This window comes from Arthrobacter cupressi, from assembly GCF_900099975.1.
Classification (GTDB): Bacteria; Actinomycetota; Actinomycetes; order Actinomycetales; family Micrococcaceae; genus Arthrobacter; species Arthrobacter cupressi.
On record NZ_FNEI01000002.1, the window covers coordinates 294,508 to 310,998 of the forward strand.

The 16,491-nt window shown below is 67.1% G+C and carries 16 protein-coding genes; 8 read left to right on the forward strand and 8 right to left on the reverse strand.

All coding sequences use genetic code 11. The features are described 5' to 3' along the window. Window positions 1–64: 64 nt before the first annotated feature. From BLP88_RS03765 to BLP88_RS03775, 3 genes are read left to right on the forward strand one after another with little or no spacing between them, the layout of a single operon-like run. Window positions 65–1,288, forward strand: a complete 1,224-nt coding sequence (locus tag BLP88_RS03765; RefSeq protein WP_074587011.1) for a thiolase family protein — start codon at window positions 65–67, stop codon at window positions 1,286–1,288. Beyond that, a complete protein-coding gene (locus BLP88_RS03770) occupies window positions 1,288–2,136 on the forward strand; it encodes an enoyl-CoA hydratase/isomerase family protein (protein ID WP_074587013.1) in 849 nt (282 codons plus the stop codon). The genes BLP88_RS03765 and BLP88_RS03770 overlap by 1 nt, the downstream gene beginning before the upstream one ends. Beyond that, complete coding sequence (locus tag BLP88_RS03775) at window positions 2,133–2,996, forward strand: 3-hydroxyacyl-CoA dehydrogenase family protein (protein ID WP_074587015.1); 864 nt, start codon at window positions 2,133–2,135, stop codon at window positions 2,994–2,996. The genes BLP88_RS03770 and BLP88_RS03775 overlap by 4 nt, the downstream gene beginning before the upstream one ends. Window positions 2,997–3,039: 43 nt before the next feature. On the opposite strand, the gene BLP88_RS03780 is transcribed toward BLP88_RS03775, so the two are convergent. Next, the gene (locus BLP88_RS03780; protein ID WP_074587017.1) at window positions 3,040–3,852 is read right to left on the reverse strand and encodes an SGNH/GDSL hydrolase family protein; all 813 of its coding nucleotides are present in this window, start codon (window positions 3,850–3,852) and stop codon (window positions 3,040–3,042) included. Between the two features lie 145 nt (window positions 3,853–3,997). Between BLP88_RS03780 and BLP88_RS03785 the strand changes: the two genes are divergently transcribed. The 3 genes from BLP88_RS03785 (at window position 3,998) to paaZ (ending at window position 7,548) form a co-directional block, all read left to right on the forward strand. Further along, window positions 3,998–4,594: a GNAT family N-acetyltransferase gene (locus tag BLP88_RS03785; RefSeq protein WP_074587018.1), complete on the forward strand. Its 597-nt coding sequence runs from the start codon at window positions 3,998–4,000 to the stop codon at window positions 4,592–4,594. A 1-nt stretch (window position 4,595) separates the two neighbouring features. Beyond that, window positions 4,596–5,327, forward strand: coding sequence for a tyrosine-protein phosphatase (locus BLP88_RS03790; RefSeq protein ID WP_084110759.1), 732 nt, complete (start codon window positions 4,596–4,598; stop codon window positions 5,325–5,327). Between the two features lie 121 nt (window positions 5,328–5,448). Further along, window positions 5,449–7,548 carry a phenylacetic acid degradation bifunctional protein PaaZ gene (gene paaZ / locus BLP88_RS03795; protein ID WP_074587020.1) on the forward strand — a complete coding sequence of 700 codons (2,100 nt, stop codon included), beginning with the start codon at window positions 5,449–5,451 and terminating at the stop codon, window positions 7,546–7,548. 19 nt (window positions 7,549–7,567) lie between these two features. On the opposite strand, the gene BLP88_RS03800 is transcribed toward paaZ, so the two are convergent. Next, window positions 7,568–7,825, reverse strand: a complete 258-nt coding sequence (locus BLP88_RS03800; protein ID WP_139163289.1) for a hypothetical protein — start codon at window positions 7,823–7,825, stop codon at window positions 7,568–7,570. A 52-nt stretch (window positions 7,826–7,877) separates the two neighbouring features. Here BLP88_RS03800 and BLP88_RS03805 point away from each other — a divergent pair, with 52 nt between their 5' ends. Beyond that, a complete protein-coding gene (locus BLP88_RS03805; RefSeq protein ID WP_084110761.1) occupies window positions 7,878–8,306 on the forward strand; it encodes a VOC family protein in 429 nt (142 codons plus the stop codon). 93 nt (window positions 8,307–8,399) lie between these two features. On the opposite strand, the gene BLP88_RS03810 is transcribed toward BLP88_RS03805, so the two are convergent. From BLP88_RS03810 to BLP88_RS03825, 4 genes are all read right to left on the reverse strand, one after another. Next, the gene (locus BLP88_RS03810) at window positions 8,400–9,692 is read right to left on the reverse strand and encodes a haloacid dehalogenase-like hydrolase (RefSeq protein WP_074587024.1); all 1,293 of its coding nucleotides are present in this window, start codon (window positions 9,690–9,692) and stop codon (window positions 8,400–8,402) included. Window positions 9,693–9,815: 123 nt separating this feature from the next. Beyond that, window positions 9,816–10,424, reverse strand: coding sequence for a TetR/AcrR family transcriptional regulator (locus BLP88_RS03815; protein WP_074587026.1), 609 nt, complete (start codon window positions 10,422–10,424; stop codon window positions 9,816–9,818). A gap of 81 nt (window positions 10,425–10,505) precedes the next feature. Then, the gene (paaK, locus tag BLP88_RS03820) at window positions 10,506–11,855 is read right to left on the reverse strand and encodes a phenylacetate--CoA ligase PaaK (protein WP_074587028.1); all 1,350 of its coding nucleotides are present in this window, start codon (window positions 11,853–11,855) and stop codon (window positions 10,506–10,508) included. A 6-nt stretch (window positions 11,856–11,861) separates the two neighbouring features. Beyond that, window positions 11,862–12,371, reverse strand: a complete 510-nt coding sequence (locus tag BLP88_RS03825; RefSeq protein ID WP_074587030.1) for a hotdog fold thioesterase — start codon at window positions 12,369–12,371, stop codon at window positions 11,862–11,864. A 111-nt stretch (window positions 12,372–12,482) separates the two neighbouring features. On the opposite strand from BLP88_RS03825, the gene BLP88_RS03830 reads away from it, so the two are divergent. Continuing rightward, on the forward strand, window positions 12,483–13,049 hold the full coding sequence (locus BLP88_RS03830) for a GNAT family N-acetyltransferase (protein WP_074587031.1): 567 nt from the start codon (window positions 12,483–12,485) through the stop codon (window positions 13,047–13,049). A gap of 56 nt (window positions 13,050–13,105) precedes the next feature. Here the strand turns inward: BLP88_RS03830 and BLP88_RS03835 are convergent, their stop codons facing one another. After that, a complete protein-coding gene (locus BLP88_RS03835) occupies window positions 13,106–15,325 on the reverse strand; it encodes a S9 family peptidase (RefSeq protein WP_074587033.1) in 2,220 nt (739 codons plus the stop codon). 59 nt (window positions 15,326–15,384) lie between these two features. Next, complete coding sequence (locus tag BLP88_RS03840) at window positions 15,385–16,452, reverse strand: LCP family protein (protein WP_074587034.1); 1,068 nt, start codon at window positions 16,450–16,452, stop codon at window positions 15,385–15,387. Window positions 16,453–16,491 lie beyond the last annotated feature (39 nt).

Genomic DNA, 16,491 nt, shown 5'->3' on the forward strand with positions numbered 1-16,491 from the left:
TAATCTTTATAGAACGAACGGTCGGTAAATTATTCGCCGGCCCTGCTCCGTGAAGGATGTGCTCATGGTCGAGGCTTTTCTTGTTGGCGGCGTCCGTACGCCCGTGGGCCGCTACGGCGGCTCGCTGTCCGCAGTCCGTCCCGATGACCTCGCCGGGCTGGTGGTCGGTGAAGCGGTGGCGCGGGCCGGCGTCGACCCCGATTCGATCGACGAGGTGATCCTCGGTAACGCCAACGGAGCGGGCGAGGAAAACCGCAACGTGGCCCGCATGGCCACCCTGCTTGCCGGGCTTCCCCTCCACATCCCCGGCATCACAGTCAACCGTCTGTGCGCCTCCGGCATGAGCGCCATCATCATGGCCGGCCAGATGATCAAGGCCGGCGCGGCGGACATCGTGGTTGCCGGCGGCGTCGAGTCCATGAGCCGGGCACCCTGGGTCCAGGAGAAGCCGGCCACCGCCTTCGCCAAGCCCGGGCAGATCTTCGACACCTCCATCGGCTGGCGCTTCGCCAACCCCCGCTTCACCAAGGGCGAGCTCTCCCGCGACGGGAAGATGACCTACTCGATGCCCGAAACCGCTGAAGAAGTCGGCCGGGTGGACGGCATCTCCCGCGAGGACGCGGACGCCTTCGCGGTGGCTTCCCACGAGCGCGCACTGGCCGCGATCGCCGCCGGCCGATTCAAAGAGGAAATCGTCCCCGTGACAGTGAAGACACGGAAGGGCGAGACAGTCGTCGACACCGACGAGGGTCCCCGCGAAGGGACCACACTGGACGTCCTGGCTGGGCTGCGGCCTGTTGTTCCCGGCGGATCCATCGTCACAGCAGGCAACTCCTCCAGCCTCAACGACGGCGCCTCGGCGGTCATCGTCGCCTCTGAAGCCGCGATCCGGAAGTACGGGCTCACGCCGCGCGCCCGCATCATCGACGGCGGGGCCGCCGGCTGCGAACCCGAGATCATGGGCATCGGCCCCGTACCCGCCACCCGGAAGATCCTCGACCGCAGCGGCCTCGGCGTCGCCGATCTCGGCGCCGTGGAACTCAACGAAGCCTTCGCCACCCAGGCACTCGCCAGCATGCGGCGCCTGGGGCTGGACGCCGGGACGGTGAACAACGACGGCGGCGCCATCGCCCTGGGGCACCCGCTCGGTTCCAGCGGCTCCCGGATCGCGATCACCCTGCTCGGCAGGATGGAGCGCGAATTGTCCGGTGCAGGCCGTAGGATCGGCCTCGCAACGATGTGCATCGGCGTCGGGCAAGGCTCGGCGCTTCTCCTGGAAGGCGTGTAATGGCTCTGAACCCGGAAGAATTCCACACCCTGCTGGTCGAAGAGCAGCAGGACCGGCTCACAGTTCTCCTCAACCGGCCGGAAGTCCGCAATGCCATCGACCAGCAGATGGTCGACGAACTCCACAAGGTCTGCGAGCACCTCGAGCGCGAGCCAAAAATCCTGATCATCACCGGAGGCGAAGGCGTCTTCGCTTCCGGGGCGGATATCGGCCAGCTGCGGGACCGCCGTCGTGATGACGCCCTGCGCGGCATCAACTCCACGATCTTCAGCCGGATCGCCAGGCTCCCCATGCCCGTCATCGCCGCGATCGACGGCTACTGCCTGGGCGGCGGCGCCGAACTCGCCTATGCTGCCGACTTCCGGATCGGTACCCCGGCCGTGCGGATCGGCAACCCGGAAACCGGGCTCGGCATCATGGCCGCGGCCGGGGCCACGTGGCGGCTGAAGGAACTGGTGGGGGAACCGCTCGCCAAGGAAATCCTGCTCGCAGGAGCCGTGCTCCGGGCCGAGGAAGCGCTGCGCATCAACCTCATCACCGGCATCTACGAAGCCCCCGTGCTGATGGAGGCCGCGCACAAGCTCGCCGACCGGATCGCCCGCCAGGACCCACTGGCCGTGCGGATCACCAAGTCCGTCTTCCATGCCCCCGAAGGGGCGCATCCGGTGATCGACACCCTGGCCCAGGGCATCCTCTTCGAATCGCAGGCCAAGTTCGACCGCATGCAGGACTTCCTGCACAAGAAGATGACCGAACGGCTGGCGGCGAAGCTTCCCCGCGATGGCGGCCCCGCCCACGACGCCGGCACCGACAGCACCCCCGAACCCCAGGACAGGACCACCGCATGAGCACCGTTGCCGCCATTCCGCACGTTGTAGGAGTCCTGGGCGGCGGCCGGATGGGGGCCGGCATCGCGCACGCCTTCCTGGTCAAGGGAGCCACCGTGATCGTGGTGGAACGGGATCACGAGGCCGCCGCCGGGGCGCACGCACGTGTGTCTGACGCCGTTGGCAAGTCCGCAGCGCGCGGGACCCTCGGGGAAACCTCGGAGGAGGCACTGGCCCGGTTCAGCACGTCCACGGACTACGAATCGTTCATCCACTGCGGGCTGGTGGTCGAGGCCGTGCCGGAAGATTACGAGCTCAAGGCAACGGCGCTCAAGGCCGTGGAAGCGCACCTCTCGGCGGATGCCTTCCTGGCCTCCAACACCTCATCCCTGTCCGTTTCCGATCTGGCTTCGGAGCTGCACCGCCCGGCCAACTTCCTGGGTCTGCATTTCTTCAACCCGGTCCCGGCGTCCACCCTGATCGAGGTGGTCCTGGCGAAGCAGACCTCCGCAGAGCTCGCCGGCGCGGCGAAAGGCTGGGTCGAGGCGCTCGGCAAGACCGCCGTCGTCGTCAATGACGCACCCGGCTTTGCCTCCTCGCGGCTGGGCGTCGCCATCGCCCTGGAAGCGATGCGTATGGTGGAAGAGGGCGTTGCCTCGGCCGAAGACATCGACGCCGCGATGGTCCTCGGTTACAAGCACCCCACCGGCCCGCTGAAGACCACCGACATCGTCGGCCTGGACGTGCGCCTGGGGATCGCCGAATACCTGCACTCCACCCTGGGGGAACGCTTCGCCCCGCCGCAGATCCTGCGCGACAAAGTGGCCCGCGGCGAACTGGGACGCAAGAGCGGCAAGGGCTTCTTCGACTGGACCGAATGACGCCCGCAGCGGCCGGGCGGGCCGCTGCGGTGCTGCCTGAGGACTACTTCTTCAGGGCGGCGTTCACGGCGGTGCGGTAGCCGTTGTTATAGCCGGCCGCGTTCGGGTGGAAGTTGTCCGGGTTCAGCAGGTTGCCGTCAAAGTTGATCCAGGGCCTGTCCGAGCCGATGCCGTGGTCGATGAACCGTTGGGTGACGTCCACAAAACGTGCTCCGGCCGCGCGGGTGCCGCCAGCGATGGCCGCGTTCAGGGCATCGGCCATGGAGTTGAAAGTGGCCGCGAGGACCTGCTGCTGCGGCGGCGTCGTGCTCGTGATGGTGAAGAGCCTCGGGTAACCGGTGACCACAATGTCGGCCGACGGTGCCAGGGTGCGCAGGTATGCCACCAGTACCGCAATCTTCGCGGGAAGCTGGGCCAGCGCGGTCCGTGTGGCCTCCACGGCGGCGGCACATGCCGCGCCCAGGGGGTCCGGAACGCAGGCCGCGGTCACGGCCCCGGTGCCGACGTCGTTTCCGCCCACCGTGAGGGAAATGTCGGAGGCGCCGGCCAGCAGGGCCGCGTTGGCCGTGGCAACGCCGGCGACGTCGATGGTTGTCGCTCCGAAGCATCCGAGGTTGGTGCCGGCCAGGAGGGTCGGGTAGGCGGCAGCCGACTGGAAGCACGGTGGAGCGGACGCCCCGCCGCCGGTGCCCGCGGCGAAGGAATCGCCGAGGCCCACATAGACGGCGGCCTGTTTTGCCGCGGTTTCGGTGGACGCTGCCTGGGCGGGGGCACCGGACAGGCCAAAGGCAAGAATCATGGCGGCGAATGATGCCGCCAAGGTGAGGGCGCGGGGTTGGGGATGGTGGGTTTTCATCGGGGTTCCCTTGGTCTCGACGGGGTTGCGTCTCAAAAGGGGCGCTGTGTTTGCGACCCTACTCCCGGAACATCGGCCCGTCACGAGTAGTCGGTACTCGTCCGCAGCTGCGGCCCCCCGGCCAGCGCCAAGTTAAGCTGAAGCCGTGACGACGACGATTGCGCCCGTGACTCTCCGCGGCAGGCTGGTGACCCTGGAACCGCTGCGGCCCGACCTCCACGACGGACTGGTGGAGGCCGTCAGGGACGGCGAGCTGTGGAAACTCTGGTACACCGCCGTGCCCGCCCCGGAGGCCATGGCGGCCGAAATCGAGCGCCGCCTTGCACTCCAGGAGCGCGGCTCCATGCTGCCCTTCGCCACACGGCTCAACGGCAGCGGCCGCCTCATCGGCATGACCACCTACATGAACATCGACGCCGTCACTCCCCGCGTCGAAATCGGCTCCACCTGGAACGCCGCCTCCGCCCATGGCAGCGGCAGCAACGCCGATTCCAAATTGCTGCTCCTGCGCCACGCGTTCGAAACCCTGGGCTGCCCGGCTGTCGAATTCCGGACCCACTGGCTGAACCACCAGTCCCGGGAAGCGATTGCCCGGCTCGGGGCCAAACAGGACGGCGTGCTGCGGAACCACTCCCGCACCTCCGACGGCGTGCTCCGCGACACCGTGGTGTTCTCCATCCTTGAGCACGAATGGCCGGCCGTGCGTGCGGGCCTTGAATTCCGGCTCGCCAGGCGGGACTGACATGGACGGGATCCTGCCGGGCATGACACCGCGGAGGGTGGACTGGGACGGCGCCGTGAACGCCTGGCAGGTGGCCGGCGACGTCTACCGCATGGGCAGGCGGGAATGGGTCACCGCCGGCGGCTGGCAGCAGATGTACGACGACGGCGTCCGCACCGTGATCGACCTGCGCACCTCCGGTGAGCGGCAGCCCCGGGACAGCGACCCGGATGTGCCTGCCGAACTGTTGCGCCGTTTCGAGGTGCTGCACTGCCCCACGGAAGACCCGGACGCCGAGGAATTCGGCGAACTGTTTGGCCCGTACCTAAAGGACCCCGCGCATTACGGCGACTACCTGAGGCTCTTCGCCGGGCAGCTCGCCGCCGTGTTCAAGGCGATCGCCGCGGCCAGGGGAAAAGTCGTGGTGCACTGCTCGGCCGGCCGGGACCGCAGCGGCATCATCGCCGTCATGCTGCAGCTCCTCGCCGGGGCCGGCGAGGAGGAAATCGTCCAAGGCTACCGGCAGGGCATGCGGGGCATCAACGAACGCCACCGGACTCACGGAGTGCCGCATGTCCACGAACGCTATCTGGACGATGCCAGCCTCGAAGCCCTGCTCCGGATCCGCGAGGTGAGCCTGCTGGAGTTCATCCGCGCCTTGGACGTCCAGGGCTTCCTTGCGGCCAACGGGCTCACCGCCGCCGAAATCGAGGCGGTCCGCCGCAAGGTGAAGGAATCCCCGGCGAACCATTAACAGGGACAGGGGCCGTCATGTATTCTTGACATTATTACCGAACGGCCGGTCAGTAATTTGCTGATGCAGTTGCCGCCGTTCGGTTCCGTTCATGCCCATGCCTTGGAAGGACCCGTCGACGATGACCAGTACCGCAGTCGCTCCGGAAGTAACGGCCGTGCAGACCGTTCCCAGCTTCGTCCAAGGGGCCTGGTGGGCTCCCGCCGCGGCGGCGGACGGTGTACCGGTCCGCGATGCGAGCACCGGCGAGGTGCTTGCAAAGGTGAGCACCGAGGGCTTGGACCTGGCCGCCGTCGTGGACTACGGCCGCACGGTGGGTCAGCGCGAACTGGGCAGGCTCACCTTCCACCAGCGCGCCCTGAAGCTGAAGGAGCTCGCCCAGTTCCTCAACGGCCGCCGCGAGGAGTTCTATGAGGTCTCCTTCAAGACCGGCGCCACGAAGATCGATTCGATGATCGACATCGACGGCGGCATCGGCGTCCTCTTCACCTTCGGTTCGAAGGGCCGCCGCGAACTGCCCAACTCGCAGGTGGTGGTGGACGGGCCCATGGAGGTGCTCTCCAAGGACGGTTCCTTCGCCGGCGAGCACATCTACACCCGCATTCCCGGTGTCGCGGCGCAGATCAACGCCTTCAACTTCCCGGTCTGGGGCATGCTCGAGAAGTTCGCTCCGGCTTTCCTGGCCGGTGTTCCCACCATCGCCAAGCCGGCTACGCCGTCGGGCTACCTGGCCGCGGCCGTGGTGCGCGCGATTGTCGAATCCGGGATCCTGCCGGAGGGTTCCCTGCAGCTTGTCTCCGGACCGGCACGCACGCTGCTGGACGCGCTCGACTACCGCGACCTCATGGCCTTCACCGGTTCGGCGTCCACCGCCAATGCGCTCAAGTCGCACCCCAACGTGGTCACCGGCGGTGTGCGTTTCACCTCCGAAACCGACTCGCTGAACGCGGCTATCCTGGGCCCGGACGCGGTTCCCGGAACCCCCGAATTCGATGCCTTTATCAAGTCCGTCGTCACGGAAATGACGGTCAAGGCGGGCCAGAAGTGCACCTCGATCCGCCGTACCATCGTGCCGCAGGAGCTGGTGTCCGACGTCGTTTCCGCCGTCGGTGCCAGGATCAACGAGCGGGTGGTGCTCGGCGACCCGCGCGCCGAAGGCGTCACCATGGGTGCGCTCGCGTCCCTGGAGCAGCTGGCCGACGTCCGTGCGGCCGTGCATTCCATGCTCGACGCCGGCGGCGAGCTCGCGTACGGAACGCTCGATTCGCCGTCGGTCACGCGTGCGGACGGCACGGTGGGCGTCGTCGAAGACGGTGCATTCATGTCCCCGTTGCTGCTGAGCTGGGCCGACGCCGAGACGCAGGAAGTCCACTCCCGCGAGGCCTTCGGGCCGGTGTCCTCGGTGATCGGATACCGGCACCTGGACGACGCCGTGCGCCTCGCTGCCCTGGGCAGCGGCTCGCTGGTGGCCACCGTTTGCACCAACGACCCCGCCATTGCGCAGGCGCTGGTTACCGGCATCGCCGCGCACCACGGCCGTGTGCTCATGCTGAACCGCGAAGACGCCCGCACTTCCACCGGCCATGGCTCGCCGGTGCCGCACCTGGTGCACGGCGGCCCGGGACGCGCCGGCGGCGGCGAGGAACTGGGCGGCATCCGCTCCGTGCTGCACCATATGCAGCGCACCGCCATCCAGGGCTCGCCGAACATGCTGACCGCCGTCACCGGGGTCTGGCACAGCGGCGCGGACCGGAACTTCACCCTGGAAAGCGAGGGCGTGCACCCCTTCCGCAAGTCCCTGGGCGAGCTGCGGATCGGCGATGCCTTCCGCTCTGAGCTGCGCCAGGTGACGCTGGAGGACATCACCGCATTCGCCAACACCACCGGCGACACCTTTTACGCGCACACCAACCAGGAAGCGGCCGCGGCCAACCCCTTCTTCCCGGGCATCGTGGCGCATGGCTACCTGCAGCTGAGCTGGGCCGCCGGGCTCTTCGTGGAACCGGCTCCGGGTCCCGTCCTGGCCAACTACGGCCTGGAAAACCTGCGCTTCACCACGCCCCTGGCCGCAGGGGATTCCTTCCGGGTGGTCCTCACCGCCAAGAAGATCACCCCGCGGGAAACGGATGAATACGGCGAGGTGGCCTGGGACGCCGTGCTGACGAACCAGCACGACGAGACTGTGGCCACCTATGATGTGCTGACGCTCGTGGCGAAGTAAGGGAAGGCCCCGGCGGGCCCTACCGGTCCGGATCCCTTGGGCCCAGGGCGTTGTTCCTTCGGATCAGTCCGGCGATCAGCAGGGTCACTCCGAGCAGCACGGGAATAAGGCTGTACAACGTGTGCCGCCCGCCCGCCGCGCTCATGGCGACGACGAAAACGAAGAAGCCGGCCAGGAGCAGGAGGCCTGTGACAATCAGGCCCCTGCCTTGGCGGGGGCCTCTCATGGGCTTGCCGACGGGTGGCAGCCAGTCCGGGACCTTGTCTGTCCAGCTCACAGTTCTTTTGTACACCTCCGGGCGTAAAATTTGCCCGTAGGAGGTGGCGACCATGATTCTTGCCCTCAACACCGCCACAACCATCCTGCCCGTGGATGACCCGGCCCGTGCCCGCAGTTTCTATGCTGAAAAACTCGGGCTCCCGCACCGGGGCATGACCTGGGATGGAAATGACCTGTTCGGCCTGGACGGCGGCCATATGTTGCAGTTGATGCCGGTCAAGGACGGCGTGCATTCGGAACACACCACCCTGAGCTTCGAGGTCCGCGACATTGAGCGCGCCGTGGACGAGATGGAGGCCAAGGGCGTCCGGTTCCAGGATTATGATGAGCCGGACCTGAAGACCGACCACCACATCTGCACCACGGATGACGAGCGCTGTGCCTGGTTCATGGACACCGAGCACAACATCCTCTGCATCCACGAGCCACTGAGCGTCGCGGAAAAGGTGGGCACGTACGACGTCGAATACCAGGTCTAGCCGGCTGGCCTATCAGCCGTTCGCCCGCCGTGCGTACTGCGCACGGCGGGCGAATTTGTCACAACTGGCGAACGCGGTGGTTCCGTGCCTGGCTCAATGGATGCTGTCCACCTGGTCGGGGATCACGCCGCCGTCCGGGCGCTTGATCGGTTCCTTGCCGTTCTCCGGGGTGGTGAACCCCTTGGTGGAGCAGGGGTAGGATTCACTGCGCTGCGGCTTGGGGTCGATGAACATGGGAGTGATGAGCCACTTTCCGCCGTCGTTGTCGTACGCGCGGCACATCAGTTCCGTGTTGTTGCGGTTGACCACCAGGCGAGCCTCAGTGGCGTCCCCCACGAAGGTCACGTCCGTGCCGGAGTCCCCGGCGGCCAGGATCTGCCGCCGCTCCGCGGGAAGCTGCTCGAACGCCGCGGGGCCGTCGACGCCGAAGATCTCCTGGTTGGCCCAGCAGCGCTTGCCGTCCATGTAGGTCATGACGGAGTCCTCGCCGTCAGGCACGCCGCCGCAGCCCACGAGGTGCGTGGTCTGCAGCCCGTCCCGGTAGACGCTGCGGACGCCGACCACGTGCGCGGCGTCGATACCGACCTCACCGGACCAGGCCTTGACCACGGGTTCGGGGGAGGCTGATACCACCCACGGCACCACGCCGTGCGCCTGGAGGGTGCCGATGAGGTCCTTGATCTGCGGGTAGATGCGGATGTAGCCGTCCACCTGCTGGGTTCCGACCTTCTGGGTGGCGCCCACCGCGGCTGCCAGGTTCTCCTGCTTCATCGCAATGGCGAACCGGCCAAGTTCTTCTGCGCTGTAGCCTGCGGACAACGCTGTCCCCCAGGCGTACGCCCCGGTGAGGCGGCGGGCATTGAAGCCCTCGAAGGCTTCCTCGCCCGCGCGGGTCTTGTCGTCGAGGATGGCCAGGATTTCGTCGGCGCAGGCGGTGTTCTTCACGGTATCCAGCGGCTTCCCGGCCGGGGTTGTGGTACCGCAGGCGGCGCTCAGGGCCTTTGCCGCGGCGTCGGTGAGGTAGCGGTTGGTGGTTTTCCAGTCCTTGTTTTCCGGCTGCAGGACCTTGTTGTTGCGCAGCATCCAGAAGTTGGTGCCATACCCGATGTCGTTCTTGACCACCGTGTTGTCCCAGTCGAAGACCGCCACCGGGGCGGTGCCGCCCTTGAACGTTCCGGTGCACGTGCTGTGTGCATCGATGGCGGCCTGGAGCTTCTCCCGGACGCCTTTGGGCCATGCGAGGTTGGCGTCCAGCTGGCGGCAGGAGGCCGACGCCGTTCTGCTGGCTTCCGGGGCAGTGCCGGCGGCCGTTGCAGCGCAGGATGTGATTGCGAGGATGCCGGCCAGTGCCGCGGCGGCTGCGGTGAAGCGGGTACCACGAGTCATGCGATATTCCCTTCTGTATCGGTACGAAAACAGACCGTAGCAGCGGGACTATCTGGTTGTATATAGTGCAACATGGCGCGCATTATGCACTTAGGCGGGTCGGCTCCCTAAGCCCGGGCTTCCTTAGACCGAAGCGTGCAGGCCGTCGAAGGCCATGGTGATGACGTCGTCGGCCAGTCGTTCGGGCGAGAGCGAGCCGCCCGGCTTGTACCATTCCACGATCGAGTTGATGGTGCCGAACAGGAGCCGGGTGACCGTGCGCGGATCGATGTCCTGGCGCAGCGAGCCTTCCTCGCGGGCATCCGAAATCAGCGCTGCGACCTTGTGGTCAAAGGCGCGGCGCCGTTCGAGCGCGTTGCGTTCGATCTCGGTGTTGCCGCGCAGGCGCAGCAGCAGGGTGACGAACGGAAGCCGTTCCACCAGGACCGAGATGGTCTGCCGCAGCACGAACTCCAGCCGGGCGTCGGCGGCACCGGACGTGGCCTCGGGCTGTTCCAGGATCGCTTCCAGCCCGCCCAAGGCGTGGTCGAGGGCGAGCTTGAGCAGCTCGCCCTTCGACGGCACATGGTGGTAGATCGCGGACTTCGAGATGCCGAGGTTCTCGGCCAGGATGCCCATGGAGGTGGCATCATAGCCGTGGCGGTTGAAGACGTCGACGGCGATGCGCAGCACCGACTGCTGGTCGTAGCCCGGCCGCCCGCGCTTGCTTGCTGTTGCTGTTTCCTTCGGCATGTCCGCTATTTTCCCATGTCCGGTTCCCCTGACCGCCTAGATTGCGCCCGGTGGCGCGCAGTTCCCTGTGCTCTGTTGTGCTCAGCCCTTGGGCCGCAGGTCGTAGATCCGGCGCAGCTTGCCGTTCGAGCGCTCCAGCGAGCCCGGCTCGACGACGTCGATCACGCACGAGGAACCCACATGGATCTTGATCTGCTCGCGCAAGGCGTGGCCCGCCGTCGTGCCGTTGTCCGGTGAGACGCCCTCGCGGCGCTCGATCTTCACGGTGAGGGTGTCCATCCGCTTGCCCTCGGGGCGGGTGATCTCCAGCTGGAAATGCGGGCTCAGTTCCGGGATGCGCAGGGCGATTTCCTCGATCTGCGAGGGGAACAGGTTTACCCCGCGCAGGATGATCATGTCGTCGCTGCGGCCGGTGATGCGGCCCATACGGCGGTGCGCCGGGCGCGCGGTGCCGGGCAGCAGGCGGGTGAGGTCCTTGGTGCGGTAGCGGATGATCGGCAGCGCTTCCTTGGTGAGCGAGGTGAAGACCAACTCGCCGGGTTCGCCGTCGCCCAGCACCGAAGCGGTGCCGCGCTCCGGGTCGAAGGGGTCGATGATCTCGGGGCGGAAGTGGTCCTCCCAGATGTGCGAGCCGTCCTGCGTTTCCACGGCTTCGCCCGCGACGCCCGGGCCCATGACCTCCGAGAGGCCGTAGATGTCGCACGCCTTGATGTTCATGGTGGTTTCAAGTTCGTGGCGCATTTCCTCGGTCCACGGCTCGGCGCCAAGCACGGCGTACTTCAAGGAGGTGGAGGCCGGATCGATGCCCATGTGGGCCATGGCGTCGGCGATGGTCAGCAGGTACGTAGGTGTGGCCAGGATGGCGTCCGGCTGGAAGTCCTGGATGAGCTGGATCTGGCGCTCGGTCTGGCCGCCGGACATCGGAATCACGGTGCAGCCCAGGGCTTCGGCGCCGGCGTGGGCGCCCAGGCCGCCGGTGAAGAGGCCGTAGCCGTAGGCGTTGTGGACCTTCATGCCGGGGCGGACGCCGGAAGCGCGGAGGGACCGGGCCACGAGGCTCGCCCAGTTGGCGAGGTCGTTCTTCGTGTAGCCGACCACCGTGGGCCGGCCGGTGGTACCGGAGCTTGCGTGGACACGGGCCACCTGCTCCTGAGGCACCGCGAACATGCCGAAGGGGTATTCCAGGCGGAGGTCTTCCTTGGTGGTGTACGGGAACTTGCCGAGGTCGCTGAGTTCGCGCAGATCGGAGGGGTGGACCCCGGCGTCGTCGAACTTGCGCTTGTACAGCGGCACGCGTTCGTAGGCGTAGGCCACGGTGTGCTGCAGCCTGCTGAGCTGGAGGGCCTCGAGCTCGTCGCGGGACATGGTCTCCTCGGGGTCCAGCGGCGCGTCCTGCTGCGTGGCGTTGAGGGTGGTGGTGTTCTGGGTCATGTCTGCCTACTTCTTGGAGATGGTGCGGCTGCGGCCACGGAACTCGGCGATGAGTTCGCCGTAGCCTGCGGGGTCATCGGAGTTGGGGTCCGCGGACGGGGCGCTGAGGGCGCCTGGGTCCGCGGCGAAGATCTGCACGTCGTAGAGTCCGCTGCGCCCGGTGTGCGCCCGGCGGTTCGCGACGGCGGTGATTACCTGGCCCTTGAACGAGGGCTGCAGGAAGTTGATGTCGACGCCGGAAGCCACCGTGATGTTGCGGGCTTGCGACGGCGTGGGGCGGGCGGGGTTGCACGCCAGCGCGAAGGCGGTGTCGCCGAAGGCGAAGATCATTCCGCCGTGGGCCATGCCGAAACCGTTGAGCATTTCCTTGCGCAGGGTCATCCGGATGGTGGCGTGGCCGTCGTCGAGGCGGATGACCTCGAGTCCCATCCATTCGGAGGCGTAGTCGTTCTCGAGCAGATGGTGCTGCACTGCACCGTGTCCCTGAACTGCATCGGAAAGCGCGGTCTCAACCATGCGTCATTGCCTCCAGTTTTATTTACCGAATGTTCATTAGGTAATCCCAGATCGGCGGAAGTGTCAAGGGCCACAACGCTTGTGGAGCGGGCGGAGGGGTAGCCTCGGAGCATGCCAAGTATCGATCTGCCCTTGCGGACCGAGCGGCTGCTGCTGCGCCGCTTCGAGGCCGGTGACCTCGAGCGTTTCCACGCTTACCAGTCCCTGCCGGCCACGGCGCGGTTCCTGCTCCGGCCCGCGCTGAGCCTCACGCAGGCCATGGAAGCGCTGGGCCGCTACGCCAACTTCAGCTTCGAGAAGGAAGGCGACTGGGTTTGCCTGGCCATCGAGCGGGCGGACGAGCCCGGGCTCATCGGCGAGGTGGTGCTCAAATGGCTCCCGGGCACCGGGCAGGCAGAAATCGGCTGGATCATGGCGCCGGAGGGCCGCGGGCACGGCTACGCCACGGAAGCTGCCGAGGCGGTGCTCCGGCTGGGGTTCGAGACCCTGATGTTCCACCGCATAGACGCCAAGCTGGACGCCCTCAACACGGGCTCGGCAGGGATCTGCGAGCGGCTGGGCATGCGGTTGGAAGCGACCCTCGTGGACAACTGGCATTACAAGGGCCAGTGGTCCACCGAGCTGATTTACGCGATGCTCGACTCGGAGTGGCGCCGCCGCACATCGATTGCTCCATAACTGTCGTTCCGGGCCGCCAAAACGGCAGTTACGGAGCAGCCGATGGAGGGGCGGAACTACTTGAGTCCGGCGCCCGGCAGCAGTTCGGTGGCACCCAGCGAATCGGCCACGAAGGCGTAGTCCCAGGCGCGTTCGCGCCATTGCACGTACCTGCCCGAGGCCCCGCCATGCCCGCCGTCCATCTCGATCTTCATCACCACGGGCTCCGGGCCAGTGGTGGTCTCGCGCAGCGCCTGCACCCACTTGGCCGGTTCCACGTAGAGCACCCGGGTGTCGTTGAACGACGTCACCGCGGCGATCTTTGGATACGCCGCGGCCCGGACGTTCTCGTACGGCGTATAGGACTTCATGTAGGCGTAGACCTCGGGGTCGGTGATGGGGTTGCCCCACTCTTCCCATTCCAGAGCGGAGAGCGGGAGCTCCGGGTCCAGGATGGTGGTCAGTGCGTCCACGAAGGGAACCTGGGCCACCACGGCCGCGTACTTTTCCGGGGCGAGGTTGGCCACGGCACCCATCAGCAGGCCCCCCGCGGACCCGCCCATCGCGGCGATCCGCTCCGCGTCCACCCAGCCGGAGCCGGCCAGCCAGTCCGTGGCCGCCACGAAGTCCGTGAAGGTATTCTTCTTGCTGAGCTTCTTGCCGTCCTCGTACCAGTGCCGGCCGAGTTCGCCGCCGCCGCGGATGTGCGCGATGACCATGACGATGCCGCGGTCCAGTAGGGACAGCCGCGCCACGCCGAATCCCGGATCCATGCTGACCTCGTAGGAGCCGTACCCGTACACCAGGCCGGCCGCCGTCGAGTCCTGCTGCACCGAAGCGTGCCGCAGCACGGACAACGGCACCCGGGTGCCGTCGTCGGCGGTTGCCCATTCACGGGTGGCGACGTAGTCGGACCCGGAATAGCCGCCGAGCACCGGGCTTTCCTTCCGCAGCAGCAGCTCGCCCTCGGGCCGGTCCGCGGTGGGCAGTACGAAGTCGTACACCCGCGACGGCGTGAAGTAGGAGGTGTAGCCCATGCGGACCACCGGGGCGTCGTAGTCCGAACCTGAAACCCCGGCCGTGTAGAGCTCCTCGTCGAATGCCGGCTCGACCGCCGGTGCCTGTTCCGGGGTGCCGAGGCCGGCGAGGGGGATTACCTGGACGCGTTCGATGGTGTCCTGCCGTACCGAGACCAGCAGGTGCGTGGCGGTGACGCCGGCGCCGTTAATGCGGACGTCGTCGGAATGCGCGACGACGGTGCGCCAGTGCTGCGCGGCGAGCGGCTTGGCGAGGTCGGCAGGGTCCACCAAAGAGACCATCGAGTTGATGGCGTCCTTGTTGTGCGTGAGGAGGATGGTTTCCTGCGGCGTTCCGGAAGCGACCGCAAGCAGGAAGGGCTCGGCCTCGTACAACAGGTGCTCGTCGCGGGAAATCACGGTGGTCAGGCCGGCGTCGTAATCGTCGAAGCGCAGCAGGCGGGTCTCGCTAAACTCCGAGCAGCCGATGCTGAGCACCAGGTGGCGGCGGTCCGAGGACAGCTCGAAGCCAAGCCACATGGCGACGTCGTCCTCCTGGTACAGCACCTCGTCCTGCTCCACCGGTGTGCCGAGCACATGTGCCTTGACCTGGTACGGGCGCCAGGAATCGTCCACCACCGTGTAGAACAGCCGGGTGCCGTCGGGGGAGAAGGCCAGGCCGTAGAAGGCGTTCTCGATCACGTCGGGCAGCAGTTCGCCGCTGCGCAGGTCCTTGAAGCGCACGGTGAAGCGTTCTTCGCCGGAGTTGTCCACGGCGTACGCGTAGAGGTTCCCGTCGATGGTGACCGCGGTGCCGCCCACCGAGAAGAACGGCTTGCCCTCGGCTTCTGCGTTGCCGTCCAGCAGGACTTCTTCGCCCGGAAGGTCGATGCCGGGTTCGACGGCAGGCGGGGTCCAGTCGGCCACGGGGTCCCCGGTTTCCTGCGCCTGCACCCGGCACTGGATGCCGTACTCCTTGCCCTCCACCGAACGGGTGTAGTACCACCAGCCGTCCTTGCGGCCCGGCACGGACAGGTCCGTCTCCTGGGTGCGGCCCTTGATCTCCTGGAAGATGGCCTCGCGCAGGGGTTCCTGGTGGGCCGTGACGGCTTCCTGGTAGGCGTTTTCGGCCTTGAGGTGCTCCACGACCTCGGGGGACTCCTTGTCCCGCAGCCACTCGTAGTTGTCCACAAAGACGTCCCCGTGGTGCTCCCGGGCGAACGGGACCTTCTTGGCGACAGGCGGCACGGCCGTGGTGTTCTGGAGCGGAGTCTGGGTCATGGACTCAATATATAGAGCCGCGCGCGTAATGCCGCGGGCGTTCGCTACCGGGGAAGCTGCTATCGGGGAAGCTGGCCCAGCCGGTCCTTTGCCAGCGCGTCCGCCACCTGGGCGATCCCGTTGTAGTCCGGCAGGACGATCGACTGGCCGTCCGGCGAAGTGCCGGTGCCCGCCGTCGGGAGCGTTCTGAAGGACGCCGTTCCCGGGTCGATGCCGCGCAGCGCGTAGGCCAGGCCCGCCAGTTTCATGACGTCCAGGCCGTTGTCCAGGATCAGCCTCGGGGCCACCTTGGTGACGAAGGCGAGGGTTTTCCCGGCGTCCTTGAGGATGCCGGAGTTGCGCAGCTTGGCCATGACCGCCCGGATGAACTCCTGCTGGTTGCGCACGCGCTGATAGTCGCCGTCCGAGAAGGCGTAGCGCTCGCGGACGAATTCGAGGGCGTTCTGGCCGTTGAGGCGGTTGACGCCGCGCGTGAAGGTGTGCCGGGTGTCGTGCGTGGAGGTGAAGGGGGCAGCCACGTTCACCTCGATGCCGCCCAGGCCGTCCACGATGGCGCGGAAGCTGTCGAAGTCCACCATGACGCTGTAATTGATGCGCGTGCGGAGCAGCTGCTGGACGGTCCTCTCCACCAAAGCGGTGCCGCCGAATTGCAGGCTGGAGTTGATCTTGGAGCCGCCGTACCCGGGGATGTCCACCCAGAGGTCGCGCATGATCGAGATGCCGTAGATCTTCTTCCGGTCGGCCGGGATGTGCATCAGCATGAGGGTGTCCGCGCGGTGGTCCACCTGTTCGCCGGTGGCAGCTGCCTTCTTGGTGGCCTCCTTGGCGTTGCCGCGGATGTCGCTGCCGATCACCAGGATGTTCACGGGGCCCGACGGCAGTCCGGGCAGGGCCAGCGGCGGGGTGGGCCGGTCCGCCTTGAGCAGGGAACCGGGCGGTACGGTGATGCCGGGCTCCGATCCCTGGCTCGACGACGGCGCCGCGGCCGGCGGGGCGGGCCGGTTCACGCTCACCAGGATTCCCGCCGTCACCGTGCCAAGGACCAGCACCGCGGCGACGGCGGCCACGATTGCCCTGCGACCGTGCAGGAGGCTTCTCAGGAATTCGGCGCTCAGCCATTTCTCCATGTCCGGAAACTACCACCGGCAGGTAACAAAACAAGCGTG